Origin of the sequence: Solibacillus sp. FSL R5-0449 (assembly GCF_037975215.1) — a bacterium.
Lineage (GTDB): Bacteria > Bacillota > Bacilli > Bacillales_A > Planococcaceae > Solibacillus.
Genome location: NZ_CP150239.1, coordinates 1,072,190 through 1,085,302, shown reverse-complemented (window position 1 = coordinate 1,085,302; position 13,113 = coordinate 1,072,190). Strand labels below are relative to the sequence as shown.

Annotated in this window: 12 protein-coding genes; all 12 read right to left on the bottom strand. The window is 39.6% G+C overall.

The genetic code is table 11. The annotated features are described in order from the left end of the window. Window positions 1-608 precede the first annotated feature (608 nt). The 12 genes from MKY27_RS05150 to MKY27_RS05095 all read right to left on the bottom strand — a co-directional run bounded on the left by MKY27_RS05150 (window position 609) and on the right by MKY27_RS05095 (window position 13,106). Entirely contained in the window at window positions 609-1,406 is a 798-nt protein-coding gene (locus MKY27_RS05150) for a TIGR00282 family metallophosphoesterase (RefSeq protein WP_339175641.1), read from the bottom strand. 106 nt (window positions 1,407-1,512) lie between these two features. Next, window positions 1,513-2,229, bottom strand: a complete 717-nt coding sequence (locus tag MKY27_RS05145; protein ID WP_339198266.1) for an NAD-dependent epimerase/dehydratase family protein — start codon at window positions 2,227-2,229, stop codon at window positions 1,513-1,515. 57 nt (window positions 2,230-2,286) lie between these two features. Beyond that, window positions 2,287-3,240 carry a glycosyltransferase family 2 protein gene (locus MKY27_RS05140; RefSeq protein ID WP_339198263.1) on the bottom strand — a complete coding sequence of 318 codons (954 nt, stop codon included), beginning with the start codon at window positions 3,238-3,240 and terminating at the stop codon, window positions 2,287-2,289. Window positions 3,241-3,267: 27 nt separating this feature from the next. Continuing rightward, window positions 3,268-4,179, bottom strand: coding sequence for an ATP-grasp fold amidoligase family protein (locus tag MKY27_RS05135; protein ID WP_339198260.1), 912 nt, complete (start codon window positions 4,177-4,179; stop codon window positions 3,268-3,270). Between the two features lie 375 nt (window positions 4,180-4,554). Further along, window positions 4,555-6,108: a ribonuclease Y gene (gene rny, locus MKY27_RS05130; RefSeq protein WP_339175634.1), complete on the bottom strand. Its 1,554-nt coding sequence runs from the start codon at window positions 6,106-6,108 to the stop codon at window positions 4,555-4,557. 836 nt (window positions 6,109-6,944) lie between these two features. Continuing rightward, entirely contained in the window at window positions 6,945-7,121 is a 177-nt protein-coding gene (locus MKY27_RS05125) for a hypothetical protein (RefSeq protein WP_339198257.1), read from the bottom strand. Between the two features lie 81 nt (window positions 7,122-7,202). Further along, window positions 7,203-8,273: a recombinase RecA gene (gene recA / locus MKY27_RS05120; protein ID WP_339175631.1), complete on the bottom strand. Its 1,071-nt coding sequence runs from the start codon at window positions 8,271-8,273 to the stop codon at window positions 7,203-7,205. Between the two features lie 166 nt (window positions 8,274-8,439). Next, window positions 8,440-9,699 carry a competence/damage-inducible protein A gene (locus MKY27_RS05115; RefSeq protein ID WP_339198254.1) on the bottom strand — a complete coding sequence of 420 codons (1,260 nt, stop codon included), beginning with the start codon at window positions 9,697-9,699 and terminating at the stop codon, window positions 8,440-8,442. A gap of 273 nt (window positions 9,700-9,972) precedes the next feature. Further along, window positions 9,973-10,551 carry a CDP-diacylglycerol--glycerol-3-phosphate 3-phosphatidyltransferase gene (pgsA, locus tag MKY27_RS05110; protein ID WP_339175629.1) on the bottom strand — a complete coding sequence of 193 codons (579 nt, stop codon included), beginning with the start codon at window positions 10,549-10,551 and terminating at the stop codon, window positions 9,973-9,975. A gap of 46 nt (window positions 10,552-10,597) precedes the next feature. After that, window positions 10,598-11,500, bottom strand: a complete 903-nt coding sequence (locus MKY27_RS05105; protein ID WP_339198251.1) for a RodZ domain-containing protein — start codon at window positions 11,498-11,500, stop codon at window positions 10,598-10,600. 48 nt (window positions 11,501-11,548) lie between these two features. Next, window positions 11,549-12,337 (bottom strand): DUF3388 domain-containing protein, encoded by a 789-nt coding sequence (locus MKY27_RS05100; RefSeq protein ID WP_339175627.1) that lies wholly within the window; start codon window positions 12,335-12,337, stop codon window positions 11,549-11,551. Window positions 12,338-12,848: 511 nt separating this feature from the next. Further along, complete coding sequence (locus tag MKY27_RS05095; RefSeq protein WP_339175626.1) at window positions 12,849-13,106, bottom strand: DUF3243 domain-containing protein; 258 nt, start codon at window positions 13,104-13,106, stop codon at window positions 12,849-12,851. Between the last annotated feature and the right edge of the window lie 7 nt (window positions 13,107-13,113).

Below are 13,113 nucleotides of genomic sequence, written 5' to 3'. Positions count from 1 at the left end.
TCTTCATAATAATATATAAACCATTTACTTTATTACAGTTAGTACCCTTTATTTTTACCAAGATTTCTTCGACCTCATATTCCATCTATTTAATCAAGCAATTACTTTGTCAACACGTATTATGTTCCTTTTCTTGAAAAAAGAGAGTAGACTTTGCTATTTACAAAGTTCTACTCTCTTCTACATTTCTAATAGCAGTGTGTAAATGTCACTTTATGCATTAAGCGAGATGACAAGCGATATAATACAAAAAATAATAGCAATGATAATACCTGATTTCCATCGCTCCTTCATCACATGTCCCCTTCTTTCTGTTATTAGTGTACTAATCTTTTTATTTAGTATTTAAACATATTCAACAAGTTGGGAAACTATACATATTAATTATCTCTTACTTTTGAACAGGACTTGCCATCCTTTAAATAAACTAATTAGAGACGCATTTAGGGTACCAAAAGGTATGTCTTTTAATTATGCTCCTCTAGTCTTATCAAGTCCTGAGAGCTGTACAGTAGTATTCCTCTTAAATGAATAAAACACCTATCACTAAATCAAAAAGGTAATAACCTTTCTTTTTTCAGTAATAGGTGTTTAAAATTAATATTCACTTATGCTTGAAACGGGTTATCTTCATTAATCAAAACACGTTCCTGGCGAATTGCTTTACCTGTTTTATCATCAATTTCTACGAAGAATGCACTCAACACAGCGCGGCCTTTTTTCGGTACTTCATAGCGTGCCGGCATATTTGTCAGGAATTTATAAATGACATTGTCTTTCCCCATACCTAAAATTTCATCGTACGGACCTGTCATACCGACGTCCGTAATATAAGCTGTGCCGCCTGGGTAAATACGGTTATCCGCTGTTTGAACATGTGTATGTGTACCGACAACGACCGATGCTTTCCCGTCCAAATGCCAGCTTAATGCGATTTTTTCGCTCGTTGCTTCAGCATGGAAATCGACAAATACGATTGGCGACGTTTTTTTCGCTTCTTCGACCATTTCGACTGCCATCGCAAACGGATCTTCATGCGGCGGCAAAAATACACGACCGTGTAAATTAATAACCGAAATCGTCACACCGTTTTTCGACACTTGTGTCATACCGCGTCCCGGTGCATCTTTCGAGAAGTTTGCCGGACGCACTAAATAATCCGCATCATCGATAAAATCAAAAATGTCTTTGTTATCCCATGTATGGTTACCCATCGTAATGACATCGACACCCATTTGCAGTAAATCATTGTAGATCGCACGTGTAATACCGCGCCCTGCTGCAGCGTTTTCACCGTTTGCAATAACAACATCCAAATTATATTTTTTCTTCAATCGAGGCAAATACTGCTCTACCGCATCGCGACCGATTGAACCAACGATGTCACCAATAAATAATACTTTCATTTTTAAAAACCACTCTTTCTGTTCTTCAACATCTAATCATTTTATCACTTTTTGTACATCGGACGCAAAAAAACTGCTACAAACTGAATTGTAACAGAGTTGTACATTAACATTTTGAGTTTTCTTGCCAATTCCATGCATCTTCCATCATTTCCTGTACATTTCGTTCTGCATGCCAGCCATGCCCCGATTGCATATTTTTAGAACTAATCTCAGACAGATCAAACATCCTGAATGCCGACTTCTCCCGCTCCAACGCTTCAAGTGCTACAACATGGGCATTCGCTACCTCTGTAATATTGCCCCGGTTACCTGTCCCATCAATCGCAGCTTCCGGATTTCCACTAGCCCAAGCGCTCTTACAATAGCGGAGAACAATCCCATTCATATCATAGGCATTCGCATAAGCTTCAAGCATCTGCTCAATCATACATTTCTCCCCCTGTAAAAGCTCATTTTCTTCAGAACATGCTATAACGGCTGAGGAAAGCAAGATATTTTTCACTCTGCATGCCCGCATGACTTTCAATAATGCCAATGTGCCGCCGACATTATTTTCATAGTAATATTCGGGATTCCCCATTGCTTCGTTGACTGAGTCCGATGCCGCAAAATGGATGACTGTCTGAATCGGAAACAATGTAAATATTTGCGTTAACCGTTGCTGATCCGTTAATTCGCCTTCGATAAAAATAGCTTGTTCATCGACTGCTCCGCGGTGTCCTGTGGATAAATTATCATACACAACGACCGGCCCATTTTTCAGTAATAAATTTACGACATGGCTTCCAACAAAGCCCGCTCCACCAACGACTAATATCACAAATATTCCCCCTTATCGAGCTTCGAATTTTACTTGTATAGTAGCAAGTTTATTTACTCAAGCCTTTACTTTATGAATTAACCGGAAAAATGTCGGATAGACCCTCATTTTCACTAACGGTTTCATCATGCGCAGATTCCACGGAAGCTGTGAAAAGTTTTTGCTTTCCCGGATAATTTGACGCTCCAGCGATTTCACTTGTCGTGTGTTTGACGTCGTTAATAACACATGATGATAACGATGAATATATAATCGTAAATTTAACCCTTCGATTACATTGCGGTACTGCCTTTTATCAAAAAACTGCTTCAATTGTGCATACGTTTGCGCATGAGAATGGGCAATCGACGGAGTAGAGTTTTTCATCAGCATATCCTCATATTGCACAAAGTTATACTGCGGTTCATTGACTATGGCTATCTTTTTCGCAAACGATAAGTACTGTGCGATAAAACCGACATCCTCAAAAAACGGATGATTATCGAAATATAAGCGCTCCCCCATAATGATCGAACGTAAAAAAAGTTTATTCCAAGGGACGATATACGTTTCATTATGCTTTGTCAGATAATAATTAACAGGGTTTGGATTTGTTAATAAGGCCTCATTAACCTTCACCTGTTTTTTGCGCTCTGTTTCCGGCCAGTATTTCGAATAGCCGCACAGTACGAGGTCCGCATGCTTTTGTTCAGCTCGCTGCACAAGCTTCTCATACATCGTACTCTCCACAAAATCATGCCCATCCACAAAGGCGATATATTTTCCAACCGCTTCCTGCATTCCATAATTACGCGCTTCACTCAGCGTCAGGCTTTGCGCATTAAATATACTGAAACGCTCATCTTCACTGACGTATTCTTCACAAACAAGAGCCGTTCCTTTAGAAGAACCATTGTTCATAATCAGCACTTCGATTTCTTTCAAGGTTTGCTGCTTCAGGCTTTTCAGACATTCTCTAATCGAATATTCAACATTATGTGTTGCCACAATTATAGACACAATCGGTATCATGGGAATCCTCCTAAACAGTAAAAGTGATTAATATTTGGAACGGGCTACAGTAACCGGATGCCTCGACTTCTCAATATCCAAATCAAGCCATTGTCCCAGCTTCAAACTGTCGTCTTCTTGAATTTGATTATTTAAACAAGCGTCCGGAGTGAAGGTAAAGTTGTTAAAGTAAACTTTCTCATCTACTACTTTTAAATCGATGCGCACATACGTAAACGGCTTGCTCAGCTTCTTCGCAATGGCAAGCAGTTCGTCCAGCTGCGCAGGTCTAGCTTTCCCTTCATCGAAAGGATGCTTTTTCTTTATATAATTTGTATTAAACCAATCCGGTGTTAACATGAGTGTTTGCTCTTTCGATGTATTGCGGTCGAAAGTGGATTCGATAATCTTCGGCACTCCATGGAAACAATGAATGTTGTAGTCTTGTACAGCATTGCCAGATGTCGATTCGATAAAACGTTCAATAATAATTCTCGGAAGAATCGATGCATAGTGAGGCTCCGCATAGGCAAGCGAATAGTCCGTTGCCATCATTTCCGCTAATTGCTGCCTAGTTTCCCGGTAATCCATTTCTCGTTTATTTTCGCAAACAATCGTCATGCCATCGCCGTGTGAGCATTTCAGTACGAATTTCCTTGGCAGTTGCTCGAAAATGATATCCTCTACTTCGTCAAAAATTCCGATCAGTGGCGGCAGTAAATAGTTGTAGCCGACTGTGATCATATATTCGCGGGCCCTCACCTTATCTGTAAATCTTCTTTTAAATTCAACATCTTCAAATAGTTTGAGCCACATTAATTTTTCATTGAAGGTTTTTGGATTTTCCAAGTTCAGACGGGTTTTGAATCGGTTCCAGTATAATAATTTACTTGCGGCAATTGGGGATAACTTTACGACTTGTGTAAATGCATAGCGTTTTGCCTGTGCAGGAATTTGCATAAACGAATCACAGCTCCTTCTATTATTTTTTCACATTACTAATTGATGATGGTTAAGTTAATTAGTGAGGTTTTAGCTGTGAATAATAGAGTGAGAATATTAATGTAGTTGTATTGAATAGATTATTTTCTTGGTTAGTCAATTGTCTAATTACAAAATTACTCTATAATTATCTTTTTATTAGTATAGTCTTGAAATCTCTAATATATACCTCTGATTGAAGCTTTTCTTCTATAAAATGTAAAATAGCAATTAAAAGACCTTTCACTTCAAAGCAGACATAATGAGTAAATTAATGTTTATATAATAAAAAAACCCCATTTCATAGATTAGCCTCTACGAAATGGGGGTTTTTGAAAATATAAAATACTGTTATTATTTCGCATACTCCACTGAACGTGTTTCACGAATAACTGTCACTTTGATGTGACCCGGGTAATCGAGTTCTTCTTCAATACGTTTGCGGATATCTCGCGCTAAACGATGTGATGCAAGATCATCGATTTTTTCAGGTTGTACAATGATACGTACTTCACGACCTGCTTGGATCGCAAATGATTTTTCAACGCCGTCATAGCTTTCAGAGATTTCTTCCAGCTTTTCAAGGCGGCGAATATAGTTTTCTAATGTTTCACTGCGGGCACCTGGACGAGCTGCTGATAATGCATCGGCTGCTGCTACAAGTACAGCGATAACTGAAGTTGCTTCTGTGTCACCATGGTGGGATGCAATTGAGTTAATAACAACTGGGTGTTCTTTATACTTCGTTGCCAGTTCCACACCGATTTCAACGTGGCTTCCTTCAACTTCATGGTCAATTGCTTTACCGATATCATGCAGTAAACCTGCACGACGCGCTAATGTCACATCTTCGCCTAGTTCAGCAGCAAGCAATCCTGCTAAATGGGCTACTTCGATTGAGTGTTTCAATACGTTTTGACCATAGCTTGTACGGTATTTCATACGACCAAGAATTTTCATTAAATCCGGATGCAGGTTATGGATACCTACTTCGAATGTTGTTTGCTCACCTGTTTCGCGGATTTGCTCATCCACTTCACGGCGAGATTTTTCAACCATTTCTTCGATACGTGCTGGGTGAATACGACCATCTTGAACTAGTTTTTCCAATGCAAGACGAGCTGTTTCACGGCGGATCGGATCAAAGCCGGATAAAATAACCGCTTCAGGTGTATCATCAATAATTAAATCGATACCTGTAAGTGTTTCTAATGTACGGATGTTACGGCCTTCACGACCAATAATACGGCCTTTCATCTCATCATTCGGCAGATTTACAACGGACACTGTTGTTTCTGCAACATGGTCAGCTGCAAAGCGTTGTAATGCAAGTGATAAAATTTCTCGAGCCTTTTTGTCTGATTCTTCTTTTGCACGCAATTCCGATTCTTTCGTCATTACAGCAATATCTGTAGAAAGTTCGTTTTCAACTTCCTTCAAGATAACCTCTTTCGCTTCTTCGCGCGTAAGAGCTGCAATGCGCTCAAGCTCAGTTTTTTGACTTGCAACAAGTTGTTCTACTTTGCTTTCCATCTGTTCAATATGCTGTTGTCTGCTAGCTAGAGCTTCTTCCTTACGCTCTAAGCTTATCTCTCTTTTGTTCAGAGTTTCATCTTTGCGGTCAAGGTTTTCTTCTCTTTGCAATAAACGGTTCTCTTGTTTCTGAAGCTCTCCACGACGGTCACGAATGTCGTTTTCCGCTTCAGTTCGAAATTTGTGAGTTTCATCCTTTGCTTCAAGCAGTGCTTCCTTTTTAAGTGCATCTGCTTCACGTTTCGCGTCTTCCACGATTTGCTCGGCAACATGCTTTGCACCAGTCACTTTTGATTCATTCACGTTTTTCATGTAGAAATAGATAACAGCGACACCGACAGCGAATCCTAGCAAAGCAGGGAGTATCATTTCCATAATATCGTTTCCCTCCTATGCCTATATATGTCTGATGTTCTCTTAGTCGGCTAAATATATCTGAATTATTCAAACATACCGCCTATTCATTTCAAAATTTAGAAATTATACATTTTAATTGTATAGTTCAAAATAAGGTATGTCAAGAATAGCCATGGTTTAAGGGGTTTTTTATATTTTTTGGTTGCGTTGGTTTTGCGGTGTTGATAGGATTTGGTATAACCTAAAATTTTCTAAATAGGGTTGGGAGTTGTTGTAGAGAGCGCGTGTGCCCTGTGGTTTTAGTGTAACCTTATTTTTCCATTATATACATGTGTGTGGGGGTTCGGTGGCTGGCTGATGGAAGTTCTAATAAATCTTAAAAAGTTCTAATATATTTTTATTTGTTCTAATAAACTTTCGTACTTCTAATATATCTCGCACTTCTTCTAATAAGTGCTCCCGATTGTCTAATATCCCTTCCCGTTCTTCTAATATCGGACCGAGATTTTCTAATAAAGCGAAATTTCTTCTAATAAAAGTTCCTGCTGGACTTTTTCACCACTTTTCTCAAACTAACTCCAAACAAAATCGGTCAATCCAGTCCAATCTTCTAATAAAAGCTCCAAACCTTCTAATATCACCCTGAGTTCTTCTAATAACCCTCATATTTCTTCTAATAAAATTGCCGGCTAGTATAGCCCCCTCAAAGTTCTAATAAATCCTAAAATGTTCTAATATATTTTTATTTGTTCTAATAAACTTTCGAACTTCTAATATATCCCGCACTTCTTCTAATAAGTGCTCCCGATTGTCTAATATCCCTTCCCGTTCTTCTAATATCGGACCGAGATTTTCTAATAAAGCGGAATTTCTTCTAATAAAAGTTCCCGTGACCACTTTTCCACCGCTATTCTCAAGCTAACCCCATCAAAATCTGCCCCATCAGCACAATTTTCTAATAAAACCCTCAAACCTTCTAATATCACCCAGAGATCTTCTAATAACCTCCATATTTCTTCTAATAAAATCACCCACACCACCCAGGCAAGCCCACACCCCCACCCACACAAACAAACCCAAGCAAAATTCTTCGCTTGGGTCTGTACCAGTCATTATTCTTTTTCGTCTTCGAATAATTCTAGTTCGTCCAGTTCTTCTTCGTCTGTTGTATCATTGGCGCCGATTGTGTAGCCTAGTTCACCGATACCGAAGTGTTGACGGATTTTTTCTGTTACTTCTTCTTTGATCGCTGGGTTTTCTTTGAAGAATTGTTTTACATTTTCACGACCTTGGCCGATTCGTTCGCTGTTGTAAGAATACCAAGAACCGCTCTTTTGGATGATGTCCAGTTCTGCACCGATGTCGACGATTTCGCCTTCTTTAGAAATCCCTTCACCGTACATAATGTCCACTTCCGCTGTACGGAATGGTGGTGCTACTTTGTTTTTCACGACTTTAATTTTCGTTTTGTTACCGATAATTTCAGTACCTTGCTTAATCGCTTCACCGCGACGTACTTCTAAACGGATAGAAGAGTAGAATTTAAGGGCACGTCCACCTGTAGTAGTTTCTGGGTTACCGAACATAACACCGATTTTTTCACGTACTTGGTTGATGAAAATAGCAAGCGTATTCGATTTGTTGATAACACCTGATAATTTACGTAATGCCTGAGACATTAAACGCGCTTGAAGACCCATGTGCGAGTCACCCATTTCGCCTTCGATCTCTGCTTTTGGTACTAATGCTGCTACAGAGTCGATAACAATAATATCGATCGCGCCAGAACGTACTAAAGCTTCCGCGATTTCAAGTGCTTGTTCACCTGTATCCGGCTGAGATAGTAATAATTCGTCAATGTTAACGCCTAATTTTTGCGCATATACTGGGTCAAGTGCGTGCTCAGCATCGATAAATGCTGCTGTACCGCCGTTAGCTTGTACTTCTGCGATGGCATGTAATGTAACCGTTGTTTTACCAGATGATTCCGGTCCGTAAACTTCTACAATACGTCCGCGCGGATATCCGCCTATACCTAATGCTGCATCAATTGCGATAGAGCCTGATGAAGTTGTATCGATTTTGTTATTCGAGTTCTCACCTAACTTCATGACAGAACCTTTACCGAATTGTTTTTCTATTTGTTTTAACGCCATATCTAATGCTGCTTTACGATCGCTCAAACTATTTCCTCCTTAAGAAAAAGCTTTATTTAACTTATGTCTCTATTATACTTGCTAATGAGATAACATTCAAGAAAAAAGCGAACATATTTTCGCTTTTTATTTGAATGTTTCTAAATGCCATTAAATCAAGGACCAAACCGTCTCTTTCAACAGAAACCGACAACTAAATCAGCTTTTTGTACCCTTTATTCGCCAGTTCCCTCATTAAATAGCTGAACGTAAACTTCACTGCACGGATACGGTTTGTATTTCTTGAGCCGGATAATTGCAGTCGATACGTCAACGGCTCTGTGTCACCGATCTTAATCCCAACCCAGATCGACCCTGCAGGCTGTCCGTCATGATCGCCCGGTCCGGCAGCACCTGTCAGGCCGACACCGATATCTGTACCGAACTTTTCACGGACTTGTGTCGCCATTGCCGCAGCACATTCACTGCTGACAATCCCGTATTCGTCAAGCAGTTCACCCGAAACTCCGAGATGTTTGATTTTCGCTTCTTTCGTATACGTTACGATACCGCCGATTAATGCGGACCCGACACCCGGAACTTCTGCCAGCTCCGACTGGAACAGACCGGCCGTTAAACTTTCGGCAGCGGAAACCGTCAATTCATTTTCAAGAAGCATTTGCACAAGCTTGAATCCTAACGACTCATCATTTACACCGTAATAGTATTCTCCGACAATATCGAGAATTTCGCGTTTCTTCAATTCAATCAAACGGAATGCCTGTGGTTCGTTTTGCGCTTTTGCCGTTATGCGCAATGTTACTTCACCGTCTGACGCAAGCGGAGCTACTGTTGGATTTGTCTGTTCTTCCAAAATGTTCTGTATACGTGTTTCCAGATCTGCTTCACCGATTCCATAAAAGCGCAATACATGTGATAAAATAACGCCGCCGTCATGCAGCAGTGCCGCCAGTTTTGGCTTCGTTTCATACTGGAACATCGGCTCTAACTCTTTTGGCGGACCTGGCAGTAAAATATAAATACGGTCATTTTCCTTTAAAAACATACCCGGTGCCATCCCATGCTGGTTCAGCAATACATCACAGCCATCCAGTACTAGTGCCTGTTTCCGATTGTTTTCCGTCATCGGTCGTCTTTGCTTCGAGAAGAATTCTTCAATTGCAAACAGTGCTGTTTCATCAAACACTAATGTGCGATTCAAATGTTTCGCTATTGCTTCCTTCGTTAAATCATCCTTTGTCGGGCCTAAGCCACCCGAGAAGATAATGACATCCGCGCGCTGTTCCGCAATTTTAATCGCTTCTAAAAGCCGCGCCTCGTTATCCCCCACAACTGTATGATAATAAACATTAATGCCAAGTTCCGAAAGCTGGCTCGAAATAAACTTCGCATTCGTATTGGCAATCTGTCCTAATAATAATTCTGATCCTACCGCTATTATTTCTGCATTCATTCCTAAAACCCCCTAAATATATCAATTTCGCCTTGGCGTAATTGAGTCCAGATTTTTTGAGTATACGCTATAGCGTATACTCAAAAGTACTTTTAGAAAATCTGTGACATCTGCCAGAGGCTTTTTTTACAGCAGTTGTTTTAGCAACTGCTGTAAAAAAAACTAGATTAGAAAAACATTCCTCGCATCAGCGAGTCCTGTTCTATCTTTTACGGATACTTATTACCTTTACCTATCCATAAAGAAATTCTAACCTAGTTTTAGAAATTTTATTTATTTTGAATCCAATAATGCACGACGGTTTAAATAGAAATAATCCCATCCAGACCATACTGTAAAGAATAATGCTACATAAAGCATAATCATATCAAAAGGTATTCCAATTAATGTAAAAATCGTATTGTGTAAAATTAATGCAGAAATCGCCACGATTTGGGCCCAAGTTTTAATTTTACCAAGCTGGTTTGCCGCTACGACTTCCCCTTGTCCTGCTAAAATCAATCGAAGTCCCGTTACCGCGAACTCACGCGAAATAATGATAATGACAATCCATGCAGGTGCCAGGTCGATTTCCACCAGTAAAATAAAGGCAGCAGAAACGAGCAGCTTATCTGCAAGCGGGTCCAAAAACTTCCCTAAGTTCGTCACTAAATTATATTTGCGGGCATAGTAGCCATCTACCCAGTCCGTTGCTGATGCGAAAATAAAAATCAGTGCCCCTACAAAATAGTTCACTTGCATTTCCGCGCCAAACAGCGTCATATTTCCCCAACCGAAATCAAACATCATTACAATCACAAATAGTGGGATTAATAAAATACGCGAGACTGTAATCTTATTTGGAATGTTCATTTGTTAACACCTTTCGTCTAAAGAAAAGAGCCATCTTTTAAGATGACTACTCTCCTTGTCCTTCATTCACTAACTTTAAAATGATATTTTGCGTCATACGATCTTGAGCGTATGTCAATTCTACATCATTTACATATACTTTCGCCACTTTTGAATTCCCTAAACGAATTCTTGCATAGCCGTCAGCAGTCGAATCATTTTCTACGATATCTCCAGCTTTATAAACCGTAGCGTTCACTTGTTCCTGCTGCTGTTCGTTTCGGATACCTACCCATGTTTCACCAGATACTTCAACACGAACATTTAAGCTGTCTGTTCCCGATACTTCAAATGTTGTATTTTCGCCTTGTACAACACCTTCACCAATTGTTTGGGCTACTTCAGGCTCATCTGTAACAGGTTCTTCAGGCTCAACGTTTTCTTCAACATCTTCTTCTGCGTCTTCTTCGTTGTCTTCAACAGGTTTTGTTGGAGTTGAATTCGGATTTTGTTCGTATTCGATCGGTTCAATCTCCTCTTCTCCTCCATCCGGCGTACTGCCCGTTTTTTGGAAGTATAGAGTTGTAATAACAATAATAATGACAATCGCAAACAATGCGACGATCAATTTCGGCATCGCTTCCATCATTTTATTGCTCGATGTCGCTTTCATATTGCGGCGACTCGGACTTTGTGTGAATGATTGGGCAACTTCTTCTTTTTGCATTTCCGGAATATCTTTGCGATACTCTGTCAACACTTCATCCGCATCTAATCCTACTGCTTCGGCATACTGCTTGATGAAGGCACGTACATAGAAAGAACCAGGCATAATCGTATAGTTGCCTTCTTCGATTCCTATTAGATAACGTTTTTGGATTTTAGTGATATTTTGCAAATCATCTAAACTATAACCTCTAGCTAATCTCGCTTCCTTCAAGCGAGCTCCTAGTTCCGTCAAAAAAAACACCTACTTTTAATATATTCAAATTAAGTTGGCACAAGGCCCTCTTATTTACTAAAAATCAAATCCGCCAAAATGGTCTGTACTCGATAACATATTATTCTTTTCGATAATTTCATATGTTATTTCTTCATCCGGCTCATGGCGCAATTCGATAATATAGTCAAAATCTTCTATTTTATATGATGAATGCTGTACGAACAGATCTGGATGCTCAATGACTTTAATCGTCGGCATACCCATGATTTCCCGAACTAACTGCTGGTGGCGTTCATCCGTCGAGCGGCGTGTCACGGCACCATCCAATATAAAAATATTATTTCCATTAAACTCATCGCCCATTAAGGTACTCCGGACGGTTTGTTTAATCATAGTAGAAGAGATGAAAATCCATTTTTTATTCGCGCACACACTTGCGGCAACGATTGATTCTGTTTTTCCGACACGAGGCATTCCGCGGATTCCAATTAACTTATGCCCTTCCTTTTTAAATAATTCGGCCATAAAATCAACTAAAATTCCTAATTCGTCACGTACGAACCGGAATGTATTTTTTTCATCCGCATCTTTCGGAATATAATGCCCATGCCGAACTGCCAATCGGTCACGCAGTTTTGGCTCACGAAATCTTGTTACATTAATATTTTCCATTGTTGAGACGATTGAAATAAAACGCTGGATAGATTCTTCATTCTCTGTAGATAACAACATTCCTCGATGCTCCTCATCCACACCGTTAATCGAGACAATATTAACGCGAAGCATACCTAACAACGATGCAATATCTCCTAATAAACCTGGTCGATTCACTTGAATTTCATATTCAAAATACCATTCGCCCATTTCGTATCTGTCCCCTCATAATAGAAACGTATTTATTTCTTACAAGTTCCATCATAGCGGATTTTCTACCTATTGAAAAGTTAGAAAGCCACGTTTTTGTTAGTTTTCTTGAAATAATTTTTGAAAAAACGCGTTCTAGAAGTATCAATGTTGGACAATCGTGCATTTACAGTTGGAGATTGGTACTAATAGAAAATCATGCAAGGAGATTTTGTTTATAAGAAGGGGGATTTATTAGTCATTCTCATTAAGTTAATCGCCAATATGTATGGAATAATCGCCACTTTTTATATGGGGGAAATTTATTCGCCACTTATATAGAGATATTCGTCAGTTTTGACCTTTTAATCGTCAACGTTAGTAGATTATTCGCCACTTTACACTGGTTAATCGCCAATCATGAGTAGTTAATCGTCAATTCCCTATTTATTCGTCAATTCAGAGAACTTTCGCATACATAGAAAAAATGCCGCTCACCATACAGTGAGTGGCATTTTTCCCGTAGAACGAATTAGTTTGTTGCTTTATTTTGAACGAGCTTCATAATACAGCTTGCAATCGCTTGCTTCTCGTCCTTTTCTGCAACGGACCACAAGTCTGATAGTACGCGCTCTTGCTCATTTTGTGGGTCAACGTTTTTCGCAAGATACTCGCCGATCTGAACTGCCGCCTTCTCAATAATTTTGTTAGGCATGCCGTTTTCTTTTGCATCAGATACTTGTTTACCTAAGAAGCTTGTCCACTGTTCCCAGTTTTGTAAAATTCCCATGTGCTTT

Bases quoted from the DNA above. Each gene is read 5' to 3' on its own strand.
- MKY27_RS05150 (WP_339175641.1), bottom strand. From the start codon at position 1,406: ATGAAAGTATTATTTATTGGTGACATCGTTGGTTCAATCGGTCGCGAT.
- MKY27_RS05140 (WP_339198263.1), bottom strand. From the start codon at position 3,240: ATGATACCGATTGTGTCTATAATTGTGGCAACACATAATGTTGAATAT.
- MKY27_RS05135 (WP_339198260.1), bottom strand. From the start codon at position 4,179: ATGCAAATTCCTGCACAGGCAAAACGCTATGCATTTACACAAGTCGTA.
- rny (WP_339175634.1), bottom strand. From the start codon at position 6,108: ATGGAAATGATACTCCCTGCTTTGCTAGGATTCGCTGTCGGTGTCGCT.
- MKY27_RS05115 (WP_339198254.1), bottom strand. From the start codon at position 9,699: ATGAATGCAGAAATAATAGCGGTAGGATCAGAATTATTATTAGGACAG.
- pgsA (WP_339175629.1), bottom strand. From the start codon at position 10,551: ATGAACATTCCAAATAAGATTACAGTCTCGCGTATTTTATTAATCCCA.
- MKY27_RS05100 (WP_339175627.1), bottom strand. From the start codon at position 12,337: ATGGGCGAATGGTATTTTGAATATGAAATTCAAGTGAATCGACCAGGT.
- MKY27_RS05095 (WP_339175626.1), bottom strand. From the start codon at position 13,106: ATGGGAATTTTACAAAACTGGGAACAGTGGACAAGCTTCTTAGGTAAA.